Origin of the sequence: Acinetobacter sp. YT-02 (assembly GCF_002412355.1) — a bacterium.
Lineage (GTDB): Bacteria > Pseudomonadota > Gammaproteobacteria > Pseudomonadales > Moraxellaceae > Acinetobacter > Acinetobacter towneri.
The window spans coordinates 41,027-61,385 of sequence record NZ_NOZT01000001.1 but is presented as its reverse complement, the minus strand read 5'-3'; the positions used below and the strand labels follow the sequence as shown (position 1 = coordinate 61,385).

Below are 20,359 nucleotides of genomic sequence, written 5' to 3'. Positions count from 1 at the left end.
GATTTCTAAAATAAAATAGTACTTCACATTTATTTTTTATTTCATGTTCAAGTTTCATGTTTCAGTGCTATGCTCATGTTTATAAAATAAGCTAAATTTGAAAAACTCCTTAATTCTAGGGATAGTGTTTACATCAAAACGATTGATATATTTACAAACATAATCAAGGGGATGAATGATGGCAGAAATGGAAGCGATATTACCCGTACCGGTTTTAATTGTTGAAGATGAGCCTATTATTCAGTCACGTCTTAGAAAAATTTTGCATGATATTGGCTATCAAGATGACATGCTATTTTTCGTGAGTCATCTTAAAGCTGCAATGACGTGTATAGAAGATCATCCGATTGCTTTAGCTTTAGTCGATTTAGGCTTGCCCGATGGCAATGGTAAAGAACTAATCGAACAATTACATTTTAGAGATCCAAGCGCATTAATTTTGGTGATTTCTGCATGGAGCACCCAAGACAGCTTATTTTCTGCAATTCAAGCAGGTGCAACAGGCTATGTGCTTAAAGAACGTGATGATGCTGAAATTATTATCGCAATACGCAGCATTTTAAGAGGTGGTGCACCGATAGACCCATTTATCGCCCGTGAAATTTTATCGCAAATTTCACATCAAAAAGTACCCGTGCTGACCGAAGATTTATCAGATCGCGCCGATGCTCAAGCATTCAACTCACATTATGAACAGCTCACCAATCGTGAATTAGAAATTTTAAATCTGGTGGCGCAGGGTTTAAGTAACCGTGAAATTGCTGAGCAATTATTTGTGTCGCGTTATACCGTTGAAAGTCATATTAAACATATCTATCGGAAGTTGTCGGTCACTAAACGCACTAAGGCTGTCAGTACCGCTAGAACTTTAGGTCTTTTATGATTCAAAGGCTTTGGCAGTGTGGTTTGGGCGTGTTGTTATTGTTCTGTGCGTGGCAAAGCTATGCGCAGCAAGTGGTGTACCCAATTAATCAGTACTGCAATGTGCATGTACTTTCAATCAGCTCTGCCAAAACAGCATCACATAATAAAAAACCTGAAACGGGTTGGGAAAATGTTCAACTGCCCGACGTTTGGGATGATCGCTGGAAAAATTATAATGGTGGGGCGTGGTACAAAATAGAGTGGGAGTGGTTTTGTGAGCGTGATCATCGTTTAAATCAACCCATCGTTTTTGCACTGAATTTTTTAAATAGTGCAGGGGCAGTTTATCTGAATCAAGATTTACTTTGGGCAAGTCAACATTTAGAAGAGCCTTTGTCAAAAAACTGGAATATGCCACGTTACTGGATTTTACCTATTTCAGGCTTAAAACAAGGTAAAAATCAAATATTGGTCTATGTAAATGGATATGCATTTCAAAATGCGGGTATAGGAAAAATAAGTTTTAATAATGTGCATAACAATATTGAACAGCATCAGCAAAGTATATGGAATAAACGTACTTTATTTGAAATTAATGCGATTTTATCTGCCACTTTAGGCATTTTATGTTTGGTTATTTGGCTGTTTTTACGCCGTGATCAGAGTTTTGGTTGGTTCGCGTTGAGTTGCATGTTCTGGTTATTATTTATTTCTCATTTTTTAACCACAGAAACCTTTCCATACCCAAGTGTATTGGTGGCATCTCAAGCCAATTTAAGCTTTTTTATCCTCTATGTTTTAGCTTTTAGTCTGTATTTAATTAGGTTTGTCAATCAACGCTTGCCAATATTGGAAGAAAGTATTTTTATTCTGAGTTTAGCGGTAATCGTTTGTGTGTTTTTAACACCCTTAGATTATGTCAAACTGGTATTTGGGATTGTCTTTTTAAGTTATGCCAGCTTACTAGTCGTGGTTTATTTTTATTTGGCGTATTTAGCGTATAAATCCCCAAAAACAGAAGTATATCTGCTGCTATTTTGTTTAACCTTGATTGGCTTTTTTGCGGGTGTAGATGTATTTCGTTTAAGTAATGCGGCAACGGCAAGTTTATATCAGCCATTATCACCGTATACCTCGCCAGTAATTACTTTATTTATTGCGATTATTTTAGGCATGCGCCTAAAAAGAAATATTCAAAAAATTGAGAAATTTAATCAAGATTTAGAGCTTAAAGTTTTTGAAGTCAGTGATGATTTAAAACGCAGTATGTCAGAAAAGCATTATTTAGAATTGGAAAATGTGCGTTTGCAAGAGCGGATTCATCTATCGCATGATTTGCATGATGGTTTGGGTGCATCTTTGGTACGTTCCATGATTATGGTCGACCAAAGCGAACAGAACATGAGTAATCAGCAGTTCTTATCTATGCTGAAATTACTGCGTGATGATTTACGTCAAATTATTGATAGTGGTTCTTCCATTGGTTCTAAAGTGCCTGAAAATCCTAAAATTTGGGTTGCGCCAGTACGTCATCGTTTTAGTCAATTGATGGATGAAATGGATATTCATTCCAAGTGGGATTTTCCAAATGAATGGGTGATTGAGCCGAATTCGTTACAGTGCTTAACTTTGATGCGGGTATTAGAAGAAAGTTTAACCAATGTGATTAAACACAGCCAAGCCAAGCATGTATCCGTCAGTATGCAATTTGTACCGCCTAAGCAATTGGTACTTAAAATTCAGGATGATGGTGTAGGTTTTGAACCCAATAGCGTGCTTGAACATGGCATGAGTATTGGGATGCGCAGTATGAAAATGCGTTTAGAACGGGTTGGAGGGCAATTAAAATTAAATTCGACACCTGGCTATACGTTAATTCAGGCAGTTTTAACTTTAGATCCCGCTTATCTAAATTCCCCAAGATGAATTGATCATCTTGAGGGGGCTGAAACGAATATTTTAAGCGTCTTCAGCAGGTAACAACATTAAAATGGATTCATTGAGCAGTTGTACCAAATCTTCCAGAATATCTGCGTCGTAAAGGTTTTCATCGAGCAGCACGCGTTCACCATTGGCAATTTTTTGCAGCGTAGGGATAGATGCTTCTGCGACACAAATCGCTTCACCATTCGCCCAAAATAAAACTTCACCTAGCTGATTTGCATAAAGTAGGCGAGAGGCGGGTTCCAACATGATTTGATAACCCTGATCTAGCGCATCCTCTAAATCACCTACACCTATTTCATCTACTTCAGGGATATTTTCAGGATATTTCGGTTCGGACATTAAGCTTAAAATCGCATCATCCAACACCGATGAGTTTTGTAAACGCGCCCACAATTCTGCTTTCAGATAATCCAATTCTGTCGCAGTCATTTCGCCAATTTGGGTACTTTTTTTACGAACAAGGTCTTGTAGTGGCGTGCGTAACATTTCATCGGCAGAGAATTTATCGCTCACTCGATCCATCATTTCACTAATATTCGGCATGCGGAAACCGAACGAGAACGTCAGACAATCATCTTCCGCCACGCCATAATGTGCCAAACCCGGCGGCACATAGAGTAAATCGCCAGGTGCAAGAACTTCATCAAAATTGACCTGCATTTCAGGCAATAATTTTAACGGTTGTCCTGCGACAAATTCAGTTTCAGCATCACACATTTGCCCAAGTTGCCAACGACGATGTCCATAGCCTTGTAGCAAAAACACATCGTAGAAATCAAAATGCTGACCTACAGAGCCGCCTTTAGGGGCATAAGACACCATTATGTCATCACGTCGCCATTGCGGAATAAAAGGAAATTTTTTCCAAAGTTCAGCGAGATCAAAAGAGTAATGATCAACGGCTTGTACCAATAGCGTCCACAACTTTGGCATTTTTTGAAAATCAGCCTTAATGAGCGGTGATGATTTCACAGTCCATTGATTTGGATCGCGATCTTTTTGTTTGATTAAACGGGCAGTCACATCTTCTTCAAGTGCCAGTTCCATTACATCACTAGGTTCAAGTAGGTTGGCAATTTCTGGGAGTGCATTGCGTACCAAAAGTGGTTTTTTTTGCCAATATTCACTTAGGAATTGTTCTGCGGTAATTCCGCCCAAAACATCTAAAGGTTGCGACATAAAATAGCCTAAGCAAGTTTTATCAATAATCTCAATATTGTCTGATTTGTCGCTGCAAAGGGCAAGGTGATTTATAGTCTTTATAAATATTCACGGCTGTTAAATTACACAGTTTTAAACTTAAGGAACCTGAATATTCAGCATTCTTAACATGCGGCATAACTGAATCATCGGCAGACCCATCAAAGTAGTTTGGTCATTGCCTTGCATGGCTTCAAACAGACTAATACCTAAACCTTCGCACATAAAACTACCTGCACAGTGTAGCGGTTGTTCCTTTGCAACATATCGTGCAATTTCATTGTCAGTTAAGCTGCGGAATTTAACTGTGTAGTGTTCTACAACCGTTTGTTCAAAGCCTGTAGATTGCTGCTGCACACTCAGCGCAGTGCTGAAATAAACCGTTTGACCTGAATTGGCTTGTAATTGTTGTATAGCTTTTTCTGAAGTAAGTGGTTTACCGATAAAAACATCTGGCTGCTGTTCACGCCATGCCACTTGATCTGAACCTATTACTATTGCATCAGGATGTTGCAACGCAATACAGCGTGCTTTTTCAAAAGCCAAACGTCGCGCTAAATCATCTGCATGTAATTCACCCTGCGCAGATTCATCAATATCTGGGGAGACAGATGTATAGGCTAAATGCAAGCGATCCAGCAATTGTTGCCGAGTTTGACTGCCAGAAGCCAAAATAATTTGAGGATGTTGCATTAGATCATCACACCGCATAGTCCATCAAGATATCTAAAGGCACATAAGACAATACTGATTGATGACAGGCTTGAATTTTAATTGGTGGCGCTTGACCTGCCTGATAAGCTTCTACCCAACGGGTGACACAAATGCACCAGAAATCACCTGGTTGTAAGCCGTTAAAACCAACTTCAGGTACTGGCGTGATTAAATCATTGCCAATTTTTTGCGAGAAATTTAAAAATTCCGAAGTCATTTGTGCACAAACGGTGTGCTGACCTAAATCGGTTGGGGCTGTATGGCAAAAACCGTTACGGAAATACCCGGTAATAGGGTCAAAACAACAACTGGCGAGAGGTTCGCCCAAAACGTTTAAACGATTGATATTCGGATCAGGATGGATAGACATAAGTGCGAGAAAGATGGTGGCTTTTCTCTATCATAATCAAAACTTTTGCTTTAAACAGCAATTCTACAAAAGTTGCTAACCTTTTTCTGCATAATCATTTAAAATCGTGGCGTTTTGATATCAATAAAGTGAGCTATACATGAACTTTCAGCGTATGACTGACCTCGATTTAGCAGGTAAGCGTGTCCTTATTCGTGAAGATTTAAACGTCCCTGTTAAAAATGGTGTGATCACCAGCGATGCACGTTTACGTGCGGCATTGCCAACGATTCAAGCTGCTGTTGCCAAAGGTGCGGCAGTGATGGTGTATTCTCACTTAGGTCGTCCCGTTGAAGGTGAGCCAAAAGCTGAACAATCTTTAGCGCCTGTGGCTGCGTATTTAACCCAAGCTTTGGGTCAAGATGTCCAACTCATCACTGACTATTTAGAGGGTGTGGAAGTTGCACCGGGTCAAGTGGTTTTATTAGAAAACTGCCGTTTTAACCACGGTGAAAAGAAAAACAACCCTGAGCTTGCAGCAAAATATGCAGCATTGTGTGACGTATTTGTGATGGATGCTTTTGGTACGGCACACCGTGCAGAAGCCTCTACTGAAGGCGTAGCACGTTTAGCACCAGTTGCAGCAGCAGGCCCATTGCTTGCCGCTGAATTGGATGCACTAGGTCGTGCTTTAAAAACACCTGAAAAACCAATGGTGGCAATTGTTGCAGGTTCTAAAGTATCGACTAAATTAGATGTATTGACATCATTGTCTGATATTTGTGATCAACTTATTGTAGGTGGCGGTATTGCTAATACCTTCTTAGCTGCAGCAGGCTATAACGTGGGCAAATCATTATGCGAAAATGATTTGATTGACACTGCAAAAGCAATTGCTGCAAAAGTTTCAGTACCATTACCAACCGATGTTGTGGTTGCTGATGCGTCTGAAATCAACTTTGAAGATTTCTTAGGCTCATTGGCTCAAGCGAAAGCCACTGTAAAAAAAGTTGAAGATGTTGCTGACAACGACATGATTTTGGATGTTGGTCCTGAAACAGCGAAAGCATTTGCAGAAATTTTAAAAACTTCAAAAACAATTCTTTGGAATGGTCCAGTGGGCGTATTTGAAATAGATCAATTTGGTGAAGGAACCAAAGCACTTTCATTGGCAATTGCTGAATCTGCAGGTTTCTCGATTGCAGGTGGTGGTGACACGCTCGCTGCGATTGACAAGTACGAAGTTGCAGACAAAATTGGTTATATCTCTACAGGTGGTGGTGCTTTCCTTGAATTTGTAGAAGGTAAAACCTTACCTGCAGTTGCGGTTTTATTAGAACGTGCTTAATTGTTGATTATTCAACAAAACTGCACAAAAGGTTGACTTCGGTCAACCTTTTTTATTGTGGGTCATAGCACAGTCATAAAAATGTCATAAATATGCAATAAAATTAGTCTTAATGAATGACCTAACTGTAGGAAATGATGATGATTCAAAAACTAACACTTGCTGCTTTAATCGCTGCATCTTTAGCCTTTACTGCTTGTGCAAAAAAAGAAAGTGCACCTGCGACTGAAACTGATGCATCTTCTGCAGTTGTAGATAACGCACAAGTAACCCCAGAACAACAAGCAGCAATTGATGCGATTGACCAACCTGTTATGGATGAAGGCAACACTGATATTCCTGAAGACGTTGCAAATGCACCTGCTGATGCTGCGACTGCAGACACAGAAGTTGCTGCTTCTGAAGCGCAATAAGTGCTGAAAAATAAAGAATTGTTGTAATTTGTTTAAAAGTCCCTGCTATGCAGGGATTTTTTTTTGAAAAAGATGATTTGTTGCTGAATTGAAACAAATCACAGGGTAGAATAACCAGCATTATTTGGGAGGATATTATGGCTCTTATTTCATTGCGCCAGCTCTTGGATCATGCCGGCGAACATGCATACGGCGTTCCAGCGTTTAACGTCAACAACTTAGAACAAATGCGCGCAATTATGTTAGCCGCAGATGCAACAAACTCACCTGTCATTGTTCAAGCTTCTGCAGGTGCGCGTAAATATGCAGGTGCACCTTTCTTGCGTCACCTGATTTTGGCTGCAATTGAAGAATGGCCACATATTCCAGTGGTTATGCACCAAGACCACGGTACTAGCCCTGACGTATGTCAACGTTCAATTCAACTTGGTTTTTCATCAGTCATGATGGACGGTTCGCTTGGTGAAGATGGTAAAACACCAACATCGTACGAATATAACGTAGAAGTGACTCGTCGTACGGTTCAAATGGCGCATGCATGTGGTGTGTCAGTTGAAGGTGAAATTGGTTGCTTGGGCAGCCTAGAAACAGGTATGGCAGGTGAAGAAGATGGTGTGGGTGCAGAAGGTGTACTTGACCATTCTCAATTGTTAACCTCTGTTGAAGAAGCACATAGCTTTGTGGCAGATACCAATGTAGATGCTTTAGCGATTGCAGTGGGTACTTCGCATGGTGCATACAAGTTTACTCGTCCACCTACAGGCGATATTCTTGCAATTGACCGCATCAAAGAAATTCATGCAGCATTGCCAAATACACACCTTGTTATGCACGGTTCTAGCTCTGTGCCACAAGAGTGGTTGGCTGTAATTAACCAGTATGGCGGCGACATCAAAGAAACTTATGGTGTACCTGTTGAGCAATTGGTTGAAGCCATCAAACATGGTGTGCGTAAAATCAACATCGACACAGATTTGCGTTTAGCGTCTACAGGTGCAATGCGCCGTATGATGGCAGAACAACCAAGCGAATTTGACCCACGTAAATTCTTCGCAAAAACTGTAGATGCAATGAAACAAATTTGTATAGACCGTTATGAAGCATTTGGTACTGCAGGTAATGCAGACAAAATTCGCCCAATTTCTTTAGAGAAAATGGTTGAACGCTATAAGTAATTCTTAATTTGATTAAGAACTCGAAAGCCCACAGTCCTTGTGGGCTTTTTACTGATGAATCCACAACTTCCAATCAAGAACAAAAACAATCCTCGAGCGTGTCATGGAACTGATTGTAGCCGCAGCCTTTTGTAGTGTACTGGTCTCTATTTTATTAAAAGTCTGCAAAATGCAGGGTTTTAACCCTATGCAGATGATCACATGGAATTATGTCAGTGCCAGTGTGTTGTGTTTTTACTGGTTTAAACCCAACTTGGGCACGATCTCAATCCAACATACGCCGTGGTGGCTCATTATTAGTTTGGGTGTGTTGTTGCCGAGTGTCTTTTTAGCATTAGCAAAATCGTTAGACAGCGCAGGTATTTTAAAAACTGAAATTGCACAGCGTTTGTCAGTGGTTTTGTCTTTGGCGGCCGCTTATTTTATTTTTCAGGAAAATTTTAGCCAACTGAAAATTGTGGGAATCGCGCTTGGGATTATCGCAGTCTTATGTATTTTGTATTCGCATCGTGCTGCAGGGCAGTCTGCTAAAGCGCAACAAGGCATCTTATATTTGAGCTGTGTTTGGCTGGGTTATGCACTGATTGATGTTTTGCTTAAATACAGCACAGGTTTAGGACTGCAATTTGCAGTTGCGCTGAATTTGATGTTTGTATGTGCTTTTGTTTTGGCGATGGCTTATATCTTAATCCGCGATAAAAGCATGGGCAGTATGCAAAATATCAGTGCAGGTTTAATTTTGGGTGCACTGAATTTTGCCAATATTGCCTTGTATGTCAAAGCTCACATGCTGCTCAAAGACAGCCCTGCAGTGGTATTTGCAGGGATGAATATTTTAGTGGTGCTATTTGGCGTGATCAGTGGAGTATTGTTCTTTAAAGAAAAGCTGAAAAGCACGACCACTATTGGGCTAGGCTTGGCATTGCTTAGTGTGCTTTGCCTCGCTTATGCCATGACGGTTTAAGATAACTCAACATAAAGCGAAAAGGATGTCGCAATAAATCTGCAGTTTCTGCAAGACCATGCAGCATTGTGGTTCTATCGCAGATCGGGCAGCGCAGGGTTGGATAGCTTGGTTTGGCTTGATATAAATACAGTTTTTTACAACGTCGGCATTCTAGTTTTAGCGGCATTAAATTGAGCATCATACACCTCATTTTTATTTTTGATAGAGATTGAGTACAGATTGCAAATATAGATAAAGCAAAATTCAGACCAAAAAATAGGGACAAATTTTGTCCCTAGTGTTATCGCATGTTTGTTTTACAGTTGCGTGAAAATCTCGCGTTTATCAAGGCGTGATTTTGGCAGTTTGGCATTAAAATCTTGTTCACTACGATAGCCTAAACACAATAAAACCGAAGGAATCAGTCCTTGCTCAGTTAGTTGCAGTTCTTGAGTTAAAATTGCTTCATCAAAACCACCAATTGGCGTTGCGTCAATTCCTTCAATGCCTGCAGCCAAAAGCATTTGTCCGAGTGCAATAAAGGTTTGATTTTCTGCCCAACGCTGAATATCGCCTTTTTCATTGCGGTAGTAATCGACATAACCTGTGCGGCTGTCTTTCTGACCTTGTTTAGCGGCTTCATCTTTAAAGCGTCCACTAGCAGCATCCTGATTAAGCAGGTTTTCTAAATGTAATTCGCTAATGTCAGCTTTGGTGCAAAATAAAATGGTATGCGAAGCATCTAAAACTTTAGGGGCGTTATAGGCGTACTTTCCAACTAAAGCTTTAGCAATACGTTGTTTGGCTTCAGGGCGATCTGCAATAAAAAAATGCCACGGCTGAATATTAATGGAAGATGGTGCTAAACGCAGAATTTCTAATAAACGCTCAAATTGTTCTGCAGGAATAGTGCGACTCGCATCATAGGCTTTGGTCGTATAACGAGTTTGTGCAACGTTGAGCAAATCCATGAATCATCTCCATTTAAAGACTATATTTGGGGCAGGTGTGCGCCAAAAGCTTAACATGCCTCGCTATGCTAACGGAATGAATCCATGTGCTATTTATGCGGTTAAGATGAGATGAGCACGACATAAACATCTTTAAACTTAGTGTTAAATTCAATCATGCAAGACGTTTTCACTATTGGTTGTTTATAGCAAATAGGCGTTAAATATAAACTTGAGCATGGTGCATCCCAAAGGTGTATGGATGGAATATATCAATTATTTTAAGCGTAAATTAAAAACTCAGCAGCAAATTGGCTTATGGGTAGGTTTAGCAGATGCGTATGGCACTGAAATTGCCGCCAATGCAGGCTATGACTGGCTTTTAATTGATGGGGAACATGCACCGAGTGATTTAAGAACCACTTTGTCACAATTACAAAGTATTGCGGCTTATCCCTCTCAAGCGGTGGTGCGCCCGCCGATTGGCAGTGTGCAACTCATTAAACAACTGTTGGATATTGGCGTACAAACTTTGCTGATTCCTATGGTTGAAAGCGTTGAACACGCTGAGTTGATGGTCAAAGCGGTACGTTATCCACCTGAAGGTATTCGCGGCGTAGGCGCAGCTTTAGCACGTGCAACTCGCTGGAACAGTATTCCAAATTATTACGCGACAGCGCATGAAAATATTTGTTTGCTCATTCAAATTGAATCGGTCACAGGTTTAGAAAATCTGGATGCTATTTTACAAGTCGATGGGATTGATGGGGTGTTTATTGGTGCGGTGGATTTATCTGCCACGATGGGTTATGAAGGCAATCCGAACCATCCAGAAGTACAAGCCGCTGTGGTCGATGCGATTCAACGGATTCGTGCAGCAGGCAAAGCAGCAGGGATTTTATCGACCCAACATGAAGTGACACAAAAGTATTTGGATTTAGGCACAGAATTTGTGGCAGTTGGGGTAGATACCAGTGTGTTGATGACTTCGCTGCGTGAGTTGTTGGCTAAATATAAAGCTGATGCCGAAGTGATTAAAACGGAAGGTGGGTATTAATCTGCTAGCTGAAGAGATTTTGGCTAAAGAGGTTTTAGTTAGCTATGTTTAGCTAAGTACCTTTAGTGTTGTATCTATTATTTTTATGTAAAGATGTTGCGCTTAATAGTTCCAATGACTCAGTTGCCAAGTTGCTAAGGCTTGATTTGGTTCAACTACTAAAATTTGTGCAGCATCTGCGCGCCAATCGCCTAATACAATTCTAGGTTTGCCGTGTTCATTGTGAATATTTGGACGATGCGTATGCCCATGAATTAACACATCTGCATGCTGCAAGGCTTGTGACACAGCATCTGCATTTACGTCCATGACGTCATAACTTTTGACTTGATTGGCTTGCTGACTTTTTTTGCGGAAACCTTGTGCAAGTTTTTGCCGAAAAGCCAAAGGTGTTTTCTTTAAAATCCCTAAAATGATGGGATTGCGAATGATTTTACGGAATTTTTGATAGGACACATCATCGGTACACAGTGCATCGCCATGTTCTAAACGTACCTGTTGAGAACCAATATGCAGCGTGTACACATCGGGCAGGAGTTGTCCTGAAAACTGATCTAAAAATTTCTGACCCAAAGCGAAATCACGATTGCCGACAATAAAGTAAATTTGATTACCTGCTTGGCTAAATTGCTTTAAACGTGCAACAACTTCATCGAGCCACGCTGCGGTGTAATCATCGCCAATCCATGCATTAAACCAGTCGCCTAAAATATACAGTTGGGTGTTTTTATTTTGATAAGCATCTAGCAAATCTAAAAACCCCCGAACAAGTCGAGGGTGATTTGGTGACAAGTGTAAATCTGCGATAAACAGATAGGTCACGAATTATTCCTTGGAATCTCCCGAAATCCCTCTTTTAAAAGAGGGATTTCTCCTCCCTAAACGAATTTTAAAGCAGTACTTTAAAATGATGTGCGTAAGCGAGGTCGGGTAAGATTCTTATTCAGCAATGATTTTTGCAGATTCAATCACCACATTTTCTAGTGGAACATCTGCGTGATAACCACGGTTGCCAGTACGCACGCCTTTAATTGCATCTACAACGTCCATACCTTCAACAACTTTACCAAACACGGCATAACCCCAACCTTGTGCAGTTTTGCCTGTGTGGTTTAAGAAAGAGTTATTTTTTACGTTAATGAAGAACTGTGCAGAAGCAGAGTGAGGTGCTTGGGTACGAGCCATTGCAATTGTACCAACATCGTTGCTTAAGCCGTTGTCAGCTTCGTTTTCAATCGCATCACGTGTTGCTTTTTCTTTGAAGTTTTCATCCATGCCACCGCCTTGGATCATGAAACCATCAATAACACGGTGGAAAATTACGCCGTCATAAAAACCATCACGAACGTATTCTAAGAAGTTAGCAACTGTAATTGGTGCTTTTTCAGCGTTCAATTCTAAAACAATACGACCTTTATTGGTGTTTAATTCGACTTGAGGAAAACTCATTGTGTAATCTCCTAAACATGGACACGAATGCCATGGGTTTTTTGGTTGAGAGAAGCATAAGCAAACTGTAAACTACAAGGCAAGTAAAAACGTTATTTTCTTTGTTAAAAACAAGGAAAAGCGTTCTAATGGGTGATGTATGCTTCACTACTGAAGTTTCTGTAACCTAGTTTATCCAATTTTATTTTAGAAGTGATTTTATTGCTATGAAGCCAAATGATGTTGTTGCATCTCTGCCAAACACCCCGACACCAAGTTCAAATGCCTCTGTCGATGCTGTGCAGCAAGAACAACAGCCGGGCTTAGACTTTATACGTCAAGTCATTACCGATGATATTGCGGCGGGTCGCACTCAGCAGGTGGTGACACGTTTTCCACCTGAGCCGAATGGTTATTTGCATATTGGTCACGTGAAAGCAATTTGCTTGAACTTTGGCATCGCACAAGAATATCAAGGGGTGTGTAACTTACGTTTTGATGACACCAACCCAGATGCAGAAGAACAAGAATATGTTGATGGTATTGCCAATGACGTGAAATGGCTGGGTTTTGAGTGGAATGGCGAACCACGCTATGCATCAAGCTATTTCGATCAATTATATACATGGGCAATTCAGCTGATCGAACAAGGCGATGCTTATGTCGATTTGCAAACCCCTGATGAGATTAAGCTCAATCGTGGTTCTTTTGTAGAGCTGGGTAAAAATTCGCCATATCGTGATACGCCAGTAGCAGAAAACTTGGCTTTATTTGAAAAAATGCGCAATGGTGAATTAGGCGAAGGTCAGGCAGTACTCCGTGCCAAAATTGATATGGCTTCACCAAACGTACACATGCGTGATCCGATTTTGTATCGTGTTTTACATTCATCGCATCACCAAACGGGCAATAAATGGAAAATGTACCCAATGTATGATTATGCGCATCCATTATCAGATGCCATTGAAGGCATTACTCATTCACTATGTACTTTAGAATTCCAAGACCATCGTCCATTCTATGATTGGGTGGTGGAAAAGGTGAAATCCGAGGCTGTGCCGCGTCAGTATGAATCTAGCCGTTTGAATATTGATTACACCATCACATCTAAGCGTAAATTGCGTAAATTGGTTGAAGGCAGTTTTGTGAATGGTTGGGATGACCCACGTATGCCAACAGTGGTAGGTATGCGTCGTCGTGGCTTTACACCAGAAGGTTTGCGTGATTTCTGTAAGCGTGTAGGTGTGTCAAAGTCGGATGGTATTGTGGATGTGGCAATGCTTGAATATTGCATCCGTCAATCTTTGGAAAATACTGCAGCGCGTGGCATGGCGGTGTTGAATCCACTTAAAGTGACTTTGACCAATTTGCCTGAAGCACTGGATTTAGTCCATGCACGTCATCCAAATGTAGATATGGGTGAACGTATCATTCCGCTGACTTCTGAAATTTATATTGACCGTAAAGACTTTGAAGAAGTGCCGCCTAAAGGTTTCAAGCGTTTAGTGCCAGAAGGTGAGGTGCGTCTACGCCATGCTTATGTAATCAAGTGTGATGAAGTGATTAAAGATGCCAACGGCGAAGTTATTGAGCTGAAATGTTCAATTGACCCTGAAACTTTGGGCAAAAACCCAGAAGGTCGTAAAGTCAAAGGCGTGATTCACTGGGTATCTGCAAGTAAAGGCGTTGCGGCAGAAGTTCGTTTATATGATCGCTTATTTACTGAGTCTGATCCAGAAGTGGGTGATGATTTCTTGGCGAATTTAAACCCCGAATCGTTGACTGTGGTACAAGCCATTGTTGAACCTGCATTGGCAACAGCACAACCAGAAGATCGTTTCCAATTTGAACGTGAAGGTTATTTTGTTGCAGATCAGTATGATCACAGTGCGGAAAAACCAGTGTTTAACCGCATTTTAGACTTAAAAGACAGCTTCAAACCTGGCAAGTAACACCTTATTTAAGTTTTAGCTTGCAACTTGAAAGCCCAACTTGATCAATTCAGGTTGGGCTTTTGGTTTTATCTATTTGAGGTTTATAGAATATTTTGTGAGATATACAGTGTCGCTAAAATGACTGCGATTAGCGGTTTTTATGCTGTTCCTGCTTCATCAGGATTTGCGGTAACTGCATTTTGGCTTTATCGCGTAGTTTCTTCTTAATATAGAGCACTAAAGCAAAGCAAGTGGTGGTCAGGGTCAGCATCATACTGTTCATATAACTCATCAATGAACTGACATAACCAATGGTGGTTAAACGATCCATCATCTTAAATACTTGCGGGCTGCTTTCCACACCTGTAATTGCCCAAGTGCATAAATGTTCACAGTTATTCATAATCAGATGATAATTGTTTTCATGCATTCTGGAGCGCATACGGCGTACCACTTTGCGGCCTTTATACTTGGGCGCATGATACGACTGCACAATAATATTTTTGCCGTGACTAAACTTTTCAATACTGGTCATTTCAATCGGGTGTTTTTTAAAAAGATGTGCAAAACCCGAATAGTGAATCACGCGACCACGCCCGGCATAGATACCATGATGGCTATAGCCGAAGTGTTTCACAATTAAATGTGCCCCTAAAGGAAATCGTGTTTTCTGCTTGAGCATCGTACGCTTGACCAATAAAGTAACATGAGTAGAGAAAAGAAATCAGGTTTTATAGTGTACTGCGTCTGACGCAAATATGCGATAACCCATTCAGTTATATGCACAATTTGTAACATAGCAGGTATGGAGATGATAATGTTTCGTTCTCGGTGGAAGTACTTATTACTCAGTTATTTATTCTGGACGCCTGCTGCACAGGCGGAAATTCGCGCATGGACGGTCAATAACAGTAAAATTAATGTAGATGTAGTGGAAGTGACGCAGTTGTCACAGCTAGGCTTATATCTGAAAGATCAGCAAGGGAAACCGTATCAGCAAATTTCACAATTACAAAAAAATCTACAGTCTTGTGAAAACATGCAATTTGCCATGAATGCAGGCATGTTTCATCCAGATTATTCGCCTGTGGGTTTGTATGTGGAACAAGGACGACAACTTAAAAAGCTGAACCGACAGCAACAGGGATGGGGGAATTTTTTAATTCAGCCCAATGGTGTACTGGCGTGGAATCATCAACGGGTGTTTTTAGGAACAACCCAACAATATGCCAATCAAGCGTTCAAAGCGCAGTATGCGACACAGTCTGGCCCAATGTTAGTTATTAATCGCCAGTTAAATTCACGTTTTTTGGCAGACAGTACTTCTTATAAAATTAGAAATGGGGTTGGGTTAAAAGACCAAAGCCTGTACTTTGTGATTAGCAAGACGCCCGTAACTTTTCATCAATTTGCCACCTTTTTTAAAGATGAGCTGCAAACGCCAAATGCCTTGTATTTAGATGGTTCGATTTCTACAGCGTATATTCCGCAATTACAACGTCATACTCATCCACATCGCAATTTAGGTCCAATTTTAGCTTATATAGATCATCAAGGCTGTAAACCCTAACATTGGAATTTGGTTTTGGCTTGGCTGAATTTATTGTCCAATAAAACCTAAGGCTGTGCCTTGCATCCTGCAGATTTTGACTGCTTCTTCGCTTTTCATTTGTTTGACTTCATTTTCAAATTGCTTTTTTTGTTGTTTAAGTTGCTCATCTGAAATACCCATGTTTTTAGCAAAACTTTCCATTTTCTCCCAAGTTTCGGCACATTCTTTCGGCATTGGGCTACAGGCTGTTAAACTTAGGCTGAGTAGGGCAAGACAGCTAAGGCTAGTTTTTTTCATTGTCATTTTCTCTGTTTGAATAATTCGAATTTATTGGTGTGATGATTATGTGTAGAAATATTAGCGCATGATTATGAAGATATGATTGACTGCGTTTGAAAAGATTAGCGTTTTTGTGCAAGCTCAAGCACGTATTAAGATTTATAAAATTTATTGTTTTAAGTGCCAATATATTTGAAGCAATTAAAAAAGGCACTTAGTTCAACTAAATGCCTTTTTTATCATATTCCATTACTGGAATGGTAGATGCTGGAGTTCATTTAACTCTTTGCGGCTATAACCTCGCGAAGCGAGAACCTTCTTAATCCCGATAATGACATCTTCATCTGTGGCTTTGGTTAAAGCTTCGAGAAGTTGTTCATTTGTCTTGCAAGAGCAATCATTTTCAACACAAGCAATTTGATTTTTATGCTCGTTTTGCTGTTCTGTAGAGAACAACTTTTGCCAAAAACTCATAGAGCCTTCATTCACAACCTAACATAGATCGAAATATAGCCAATATAAAAAATAAATCAAGTCGACCTAAGTGATAAAAGCAGCAATCGAGTTGCAGAATTTTCGATGATATTGCATTTTTTTAACGAAATTATGACAGTTAAAGGGCTTGTAATGCTTTAACTGATTCATTTACATCATAATATTTACAAGTGCTAAAAAGGAGAACTTGTAAATATTGAAGAATAATGCAACAAATTGTTTAAATATTTTCCAGTAAAACACCCGACTCAACATGATGGGTGTATGGGAATTGATCAAACAGTGCAAATTGCGTCACTTTATGGCTTTGACACAAGGTTTTTAAATTGTCATGCAATGTGTCTGGGTTGCACGAAATATAAATAATACGCTTAAAACGCTGTAGGAGTTTTAAGGTGTCATCGTCAATTCCTGCGCGTGGCGGATCGACAAAGACCGTATCAAAATCATAACTTGCAAGATCAATGTTCGCTTCTTGCAAGCGGCGGAATTCACGCTCACCGTTATAGGCTTGAGTAAACTCTTCAGCCGATAAGCGTGCCACTTGAATATTCTCAATCTGGTTTTGTTCAATATTCCACTGCGCTGCATATACCGAAGATTTAGCCAGTTCTGTGGCAAGTACACGACGGAAACGAGTCGATAGCGGCAGGGTAAAGTTACCATTACCACAATAAAGTTCTAATAAATCTTGCTCAGAATGTTCGGCAACCGTACATGCCCATTCCAGCATTTTTTGGCAAACTTGCGCGTTTGGCTGGGTAAAGCTGCTTTCAATTTGCTTATAGGTATAAGTGCGCTCAAAAACCTGTAATTGTTCAACTACATACTCATCGGATAGCACGAATTTTTGCCCACGGCTGCGTCCAATCAGTTTAATGTTTAATGCTTTGCTCAAAGCTTGGGCTGCAGGCTCCCAATCAGATTCAAGTTTGCGGTGATAAAGCAGTGAAACCAACATTTCGCCACTTAAAGTCGCTAAAAAATGCACTTCAAATAAACGAGCCGATAATACGGGATCGGCTTTCAGGGCGGCTAACAGCTTTGGCATTAATAAGTTAATGCTGCGGTCTGCAATCGGAAACTCATCTACACGAATAACTTTTTTCTGCTTATCTTCACTGCGTTCAAACATGGCATAAAACAGATCATCTTCAATATGCCAAATTCGGAACTCTGCCCGCATACGGTAGTTGTGTTCTGGTGAGGCAAATACTTGCAAGGCAGGCGGGTTATATTCGGCAAATTGGGCAGAAATACGGGCAACTTTTGCATCAAGTTGTTGCTGATAAGATGAGGTCATATGCAGTAAACATCACAAACACAGAGAAAGAGCGATGGTAACAAAGTTTTAAAGAGATACCTAAAACTATTATGAAAATGATGCAATCCTGCAAGATGTCAAAATAGCCTAAGCATGTTGATGACATCTTACAAGTGGAAAAATTTAGATACTGTAATTACTTTAAACTTGATGTAATTGATCGAACAATTGCTGCATGCCCTCAGTGGCAGTTTTGGAAATCCGTTGAAATTGAGCAGGAAGTTGGGCTTGCATGGCTTTTGGGTCAATATAATAAGCCTGACAATTTGCAGGAATTTCGTGTACTAATCCAGCAACAGGGTACACCACCAAACTTGTACCAATCACAATAAAAATATCGGCATCTTGAATCAAATCCAGTGCTTCTTCATAGGCAGGAACTGCTTCGCCAAACCAGACCACATGCGGACGTAAAGGATAGCCTTGTGGGCAAAGATCCTGTTGCAAGTTCAGCGAGTCACCTTCAATTGGAAAAAATTCTGTCGTGTATTGTGCATGAGGCCCTGAGCTTTTGGCTAAACGAATATTGCCGTGTAAATGCAAAACTTCTGAACTGCCTGCACGTTCATGCAAATCATCAATATTTTGGGTGATCACTTGTACATCAAAATCATCTTCAAGTTCAGCAATTAAGCGATGCGCCAAGTTAGGCTGCGCATTAAGAATGTTTTTACGACGTTCATTATAAAAGCGTTGGACTAATTCAGGATTCCTTGCCCATGCTTCAGGACTTGCGACATCCTCCACGCGATGTTTTTCCCATAAGCCATCACCATCTCTAAAGGTGTTGATTCCACTTTCTGCGCTCATACCTGCACCCGAAAAAACTACTAATTTACGCATGTTTTATTCTCTTGATGGATGGTTAGATTTGAGTATAAGTGCCGAAAATAGAAACACAAATCTACAGCTCATTTTTTCAGAATTTTAAGTATCTAAATATGTGAAAGTTTAGTGCTGTCTATAACTTTGCTGAATAATTGAATCAAAGTTCACTTTTTATTGCTTGTTATTTCATTTTAATGATAGAACATAAAGTAAAGTAGTATGACGCTACAAAATCAAATATTGATGAACCAGAACCTATAATAATGTGCAGAGGATGCCATGTCACAACACAATCCATCGCCAAATCACACGCCTGCAACTCACAGTGAAAAAGTGAAATTTGATTGGAAAGATCCTTTTTTGCTTGAACAGCAATTGACTGAAACCGAACGTATGATTCGTGATAGTGCCTATGCTTATTGTCAGGAAAAATTACTGCCGCGGGTACGTGATCAGTTTAGACATGAAACGGTAGATCGCAGCATCTTCCGTGAAATGGGTGAGCTTGGTTTGTTAGGCTCAACCATACCTGAACAATATGGCGGTGCAGGTTTAAATTATGTGAGTTATGGGCTAATTTCACGTGAAATTGAACGGGTCGATTCAGGTTATCGTTCAATGGCAAGTGTGCAAAGTTCATTGGTGATGGTGCCAATTTATGAGTTTGGCAGTGAAGCACAAAAACAAAAATATTTACCCAAACTCGCTTCGGGTGAATGGATCGGATGTTTCGGTCTGACTGAACCTGATTTTGGCTCCGACCCTGGCAGTATGAACAGCAGAGCACATAAAGTTGCAGGCGGTTATCGTTTACACGGTGCGAAAATGTGGATTACCAATAGTCCAATTGCCGATGTATTTGTGGTGTGGGCAAAAGAAGTTTCAGCAGATGGGCAAGTGGGTGATATTCGCGGTTTTATTTTAGAAAAAGGTTGGGATGGACTTTCTGCACCAATCATTCAAGGCAAGGTTGGTTTACGCGCTTCAATCACAGGTGAAATTGTCATGGACAATGTTTTTGTGCCTGAAGAAAATATGTTACCTGAAGTGCGTGGTTTAAAAGGGCCGTTCACTTGTTTAAATAGTGCACGTTATGGCATTGCTTGGGGTGCTATGGGTGCGGCTGAGTTTTGTTGGCATACTGCGCATCAATATACGATGGATCGGATTCAGTTCGGACGTCCTTTGGCGACCAATCAGCTCATTCAAAAGAAACTTGCCGATATGCAAACCGAAATCGCGCTGGGTTTACAAATTGCTTTACGTTTTGGTCGTATGAAAGATGAGGGTATTGCTTCACTCGAAGGTACTTCGCTGATTAAACGCAACAACTGTGGCAAGGCCTTAGAAATTGCTCGTATGGCGCGCGATATGCTTGGTGGGAATGGTATCAGTGATGAATATGGCGTGGCGCGGCATTTGGTCAATTTGGAAGTCGTGAATACCTATGAAGGGACGCACGATGTGCATGCGCTAATTTTAGGTCGTGCGCAAACGGGTATCGCGGCTTTTGCCAACTAAATCTAGGTCTAATGATGCTACGGTGGAAAATATTG

The 20,359-nt window shown here is 40.5% G+C and carries 22 protein-coding genes; 10 read left to right on the top strand and 12 right to left on the bottom strand.

Going from position 1 to position 20,359, the window contains the following annotated elements; genetic code table 11:
• The first annotated feature begins 178 nt into the window (after nt 1-178).
• A complete protein-coding gene (locus CF596_RS00315) occupies nt 179-883 on the top strand; it encodes a response regulator transcription factor (protein ID WP_004973283.1) in 705 nt (234 codons plus the stop codon).
• Nucleotides 880-2,790 carry an ATP-binding protein gene (locus CF596_RS00310; RefSeq protein WP_096900877.1) on the top strand — a complete coding sequence of 637 codons (1,911 nt, stop codon included), beginning with the start codon at nt 880-882 and terminating at the stop codon, nt 2,788-2,790. Before CF596_RS00315 ends, CF596_RS00310 begins: the two co-directional genes overlap by 4 nt.
• Before the next feature lie 33 nt (nt 2,791-2,823).
• Here CF596_RS00310 and CF596_RS00305 read toward each other — a convergent pair whose 3' ends face one another.
• The 3 genes from CF596_RS00305 to CF596_RS00295 all read right to left on the bottom strand — a co-directional run bounded on the left by CF596_RS00305 (nt 2,824) and on the right by CF596_RS00295 (nt 5,095).
• Nucleotides 2,824-3,990 (bottom strand): cupin domain-containing protein, encoded by a 1,167-nt coding sequence (locus CF596_RS00305; RefSeq protein WP_096900876.1) that lies wholly within the window; start codon nt 3,988-3,990, stop codon nt 2,824-2,826.
• Between the two features lie 120 nt (nt 3,991-4,110).
• Nucleotides 4,111-4,704, bottom strand: a complete 594-nt coding sequence (locus tag CF596_RS00300) for a Maf family protein (RefSeq protein WP_096900875.1) — start codon at nt 4,702-4,704, stop codon at nt 4,111-4,113.
• Between the two features lie 7 nt (nt 4,705-4,711).
• A complete protein-coding gene (locus tag CF596_RS00295) occupies nt 4,712-5,095 on the bottom strand; it encodes a DUF2237 domain-containing protein (RefSeq protein WP_096900874.1) in 384 nt (127 codons plus the stop codon).
• Nucleotides 5,096-5,234: 139 nt separating this feature from the next.
• On the opposite strand from CF596_RS00295, the gene CF596_RS00290 reads away from it, so the two are divergent.
• From CF596_RS00290 to CF596_RS00275, 4 genes are all read left to right on the top strand, one after another.
• Nucleotides 5,235-6,422 (top strand): phosphoglycerate kinase, encoded by a 1,188-nt coding sequence (locus tag CF596_RS00290; RefSeq protein ID WP_096900873.1) that lies wholly within the window; start codon nt 5,235-5,237, stop codon nt 6,420-6,422.
• Between the two features lie 140 nt (nt 6,423-6,562).
• Entirely contained in the window at nt 6,563-6,835 is a 273-nt protein-coding gene (locus tag CF596_RS00285; protein WP_096900872.1) for a hypothetical protein, read from the top strand.
• 137 nt (nt 6,836-6,972) lie between these two features.
• A complete protein-coding gene (gene fba, locus CF596_RS00280) occupies nt 6,973-8,010 on the top strand; it encodes a class II fructose-bisphosphate aldolase (protein ID WP_096900871.1) in 1,038 nt (345 codons plus the stop codon).
• Between the two features lie 103 nt (nt 8,011-8,113).
• A complete protein-coding gene (locus CF596_RS00275; protein ID WP_004973300.1) occupies nt 8,114-8,974 on the top strand; it encodes a DMT family transporter in 861 nt (286 codons plus the stop codon).
• Here the strand turns inward: CF596_RS00275 and CF596_RS00270 are convergent.
• Nucleotides 8,937-9,158, bottom strand: a complete 222-nt coding sequence (locus CF596_RS00270) for a hypothetical protein (RefSeq protein ID WP_081402487.1) — start codon at nt 9,156-9,158, stop codon at nt 8,937-8,939. The genes CF596_RS00275 and CF596_RS00270 overlap by 38 nt on opposite strands.
• A 115-nt stretch (nt 9,159-9,273) precedes the next feature.
• Nucleotides 9,274-9,927: an oxygen-insensitive NAD(P)H nitroreductase gene (gene nfsB, locus CF596_RS00265; protein ID WP_004973304.1), complete on the bottom strand. Its 654-nt coding sequence runs from the start codon at nt 9,925-9,927 to the stop codon at nt 9,274-9,276.
• A gap of 241 nt (nt 9,928-10,168) precedes the next feature.
• On the opposite strand from nfsB, the gene hpaI reads away from it, so the two are divergent.
• Nucleotides 10,169-10,963, top strand: coding sequence for a 4-hydroxy-2-oxoheptanedioate aldolase (gene hpaI, locus CF596_RS00260; RefSeq protein ID WP_096900940.1), 795 nt, complete (start codon nt 10,169-10,171; stop codon nt 10,961-10,963).
• Nucleotides 10,964-11,065: 102 nt separating this feature from the next.
• Here the strand turns inward: hpaI and CF596_RS00255 are convergent, their stop codons facing one another.
• Both CF596_RS00255 and CF596_RS00250 read right to left on the bottom strand, forming a co-directional pair.
• Nucleotides 11,066-11,785: a UDP-2,3-diacylglucosamine diphosphatase gene (locus CF596_RS00255; protein WP_096900870.1), complete on the bottom strand. Its 720-nt coding sequence runs from the start codon at nt 11,783-11,785 to the stop codon at nt 11,066-11,068.
• Between the two features lie 117 nt (nt 11,786-11,902).
• Nucleotides 11,903-12,412 (bottom strand): peptidylprolyl isomerase, encoded by a 510-nt coding sequence (locus tag CF596_RS00250; protein ID WP_004973310.1) that lies wholly within the window; start codon nt 12,410-12,412, stop codon nt 11,903-11,905.
• 206 nt (nt 12,413-12,618) lie between these two features.
• Between CF596_RS00250 and CF596_RS00245 the strand changes: the two genes are divergently transcribed.
• Nucleotides 12,619-14,343 carry a glutamine--tRNA ligase/YqeY domain fusion protein gene (locus CF596_RS00245; protein ID WP_096900869.1) on the top strand — a complete coding sequence of 575 codons (1,725 nt, stop codon included), beginning with the start codon at nt 12,619-12,621 and terminating at the stop codon, nt 14,341-14,343.
• A 130-nt stretch (nt 14,344-14,473) separates the two neighbouring features.
• Here the strand turns inward: CF596_RS00245 and CF596_RS00240 are convergent, their stop codons facing one another.
• Nucleotides 14,474-15,007, bottom strand: coding sequence for a lecithin retinol acyltransferase family protein (locus CF596_RS00240; RefSeq protein ID WP_096900868.1), 534 nt, complete (start codon nt 15,005-15,007; stop codon nt 14,474-14,476).
• 135 nt (nt 15,008-15,142) lie between these two features.
• Between CF596_RS00240 and CF596_RS00235 the strand changes: the two genes are divergently transcribed.
• Nucleotides 15,143-15,895, top strand: a complete 753-nt coding sequence (locus tag CF596_RS00235; RefSeq protein WP_242439115.1) for a phosphodiester glycosidase family protein — start codon at nt 15,143-15,145, stop codon at nt 15,893-15,895.
• A gap of 30 nt (nt 15,896-15,925) precedes the next feature.
• Here CF596_RS00235 and CF596_RS00230 read toward each other — a convergent pair whose 3' ends face one another.
• The 4 genes from CF596_RS00230 to CF596_RS00215 form a co-directional block, all read right to left on the bottom strand.
• Nucleotides 15,926-16,174 carry a hypothetical protein gene (locus CF596_RS00230; RefSeq protein ID WP_004973320.1) on the bottom strand — a complete coding sequence of 83 codons (249 nt, stop codon included), beginning with the start codon at nt 16,172-16,174 and terminating at the stop codon, nt 15,926-15,928.
• A 231-nt stretch (nt 16,175-16,405) separates the two neighbouring features.
• Nucleotides 16,406-16,630 carry a hypothetical protein gene (locus CF596_RS00225; RefSeq protein WP_004973321.1) on the bottom strand — a complete coding sequence of 75 codons (225 nt, stop codon included), beginning with the start codon at nt 16,628-16,630 and terminating at the stop codon, nt 16,406-16,408.
• Between the two features lie 241 nt (nt 16,631-16,871).
• Entirely contained in the window at nt 16,872-17,954 is a 1,083-nt protein-coding gene (gene trmA / locus CF596_RS00220) for a tRNA (uridine(54)-C5)-methyltransferase TrmA (protein WP_096900866.1), read from the bottom strand.
• A 162-nt stretch (nt 17,955-18,116) separates the two neighbouring features.
• Nucleotides 18,117-18,818: an NAD-dependent deacylase gene (locus CF596_RS00215; RefSeq protein WP_004973326.1), complete on the bottom strand. Its 702-nt coding sequence runs from the start codon at nt 18,816-18,818 to the stop codon at nt 18,117-18,119.
• Nucleotides 18,819-19,082: 264 nt separating this feature from the next.
• On the opposite strand from CF596_RS00215, the gene CF596_RS00210 reads away from it, so the two are divergent.
• The gene (locus CF596_RS00210; RefSeq protein ID WP_096900865.1) at nt 19,083-20,324 is read left to right on the top strand and encodes an acyl-CoA dehydrogenase; all 1,242 of its coding nucleotides are present in this window, start codon (nt 19,083-19,085) and stop codon (nt 20,322-20,324) included.
• Nucleotides 20,325-20,359 lie beyond the last annotated feature (35 nt).

What these genes read in the sequence shown, in the direction of transcription:
- CF596_RS00225 (WP_004973321.1), bottom strand. Translation starts at nt 16,630, where the DNA reads ATGAGTTTTTGGCAAAAGTTGTTCTCTACAGAACAGCAAAACGAGCAT.
- CF596_RS00215 (WP_004973326.1), bottom strand. Translation starts at nt 18,818, where the DNA reads ATGCGTAAATTAGTAGTTTTTTCGGGTGCAGGTATGAGCGCAGAAAGT.
- CF596_RS00230 (WP_004973320.1), bottom strand. Translation starts at nt 16,174, where the DNA reads ATGAAAAAAACTAGCCTTAGCTGTCTTGCCCTACTCAGCCTAAGTTTA.
- CF596_RS00300 (WP_096900875.1), bottom strand. Translation starts at nt 4,704, where the DNA reads ATGCAACATCCTCAAATTATTTTGGCTTCTGGCAGTCAAACTCGGCAA.
- nfsB (WP_004973304.1), bottom strand. Translation starts at nt 9,927, where the DNA reads ATGGATTTGCTCAACGTTGCACAAACTCGTTATACGACCAAAGCCTAT.
- CF596_RS00315 (WP_004973283.1), top strand. Translation starts at nt 179, where the DNA reads ATGGCAGAAATGGAAGCGATATTACCCGTACCGGTTTTAATTGTTGAA.
- CF596_RS00240 (WP_096900868.1), bottom strand. Translation starts at nt 15,007, where the DNA reads ATGCTCAAGCAGAAAACACGATTTCCTTTAGGGGCACATTTAATTGTG.
- CF596_RS00235 (WP_242439115.1), top strand. Translation starts at nt 15,143, where the DNA reads ATGTTTCGTTCTCGGTGGAAGTACTTATTACTCAGTTATTTATTCTGG.
- CF596_RS00310 (WP_096900877.1), top strand. Translation starts at nt 880, where the DNA reads ATGATTCAAAGGCTTTGGCAGTGTGGTTTGGGCGTGTTGTTATTGTTC.
- CF596_RS00305 (WP_096900876.1), bottom strand. Translation starts at nt 3,990, where the DNA reads ATGTCGCAACCTTTAGATGTTTTGGGCGGAATTACCGCAGAACAATTC.
- CF596_RS00275 (WP_004973300.1), top strand. Translation starts at nt 8,114, where the DNA reads ATGGAACTGATTGTAGCCGCAGCCTTTTGTAGTGTACTGGTCTCTATT.
- CF596_RS00245 (WP_096900869.1), top strand. Translation starts at nt 12,619, where the DNA reads ATGAAGCCAAATGATGTTGTTGCATCTCTGCCAAACACCCCGACACCA.
- CF596_RS00285 (WP_096900872.1), top strand. Translation starts at nt 6,563, where the DNA reads ATGATTCAAAAACTAACACTTGCTGCTTTAATCGCTGCATCTTTAGCC.
- CF596_RS00295 (WP_096900874.1), bottom strand. Translation starts at nt 5,095, where the DNA reads ATGTCTATCCATCCTGATCCGAATATCAATCGTTTAAACGTTTTGGGC.
- fba (WP_096900871.1), top strand. Translation starts at nt 6,973, where the DNA reads ATGGCTCTTATTTCATTGCGCCAGCTCTTGGATCATGCCGGCGAACAT.
- trmA (WP_096900866.1), bottom strand. Translation starts at nt 17,954, where the DNA reads ATGACCTCATCTTATCAGCAACAACTTGATGCAAAAGTTGCCCGTATT.
- hpaI (WP_096900940.1), top strand. Translation starts at nt 10,169, where the DNA reads ATGGAATATATCAATTATTTTAAGCGTAAATTAAAAACTCAGCAGCAA.
- CF596_RS00270 (WP_081402487.1), bottom strand. Translation starts at nt 9,158, where the DNA reads ATGATGCTCAATTTAATGCCGCTAAAACTAGAATGCCGACGTTGTAAA.
- CF596_RS00210 (WP_096900865.1), top strand. Translation starts at nt 19,083, where the DNA reads ATGTCACAACACAATCCATCGCCAAATCACACGCCTGCAACTCACAGT.
- CF596_RS00250 (WP_004973310.1), bottom strand. Translation starts at nt 12,412, where the DNA reads ATGAGTTTTCCTCAAGTCGAATTAAACACCAATAAAGGTCGTATTGTT.
- CF596_RS00290 (WP_096900873.1), top strand. Translation starts at nt 5,235, where the DNA reads ATGAACTTTCAGCGTATGACTGACCTCGATTTAGCAGGTAAGCGTGTC.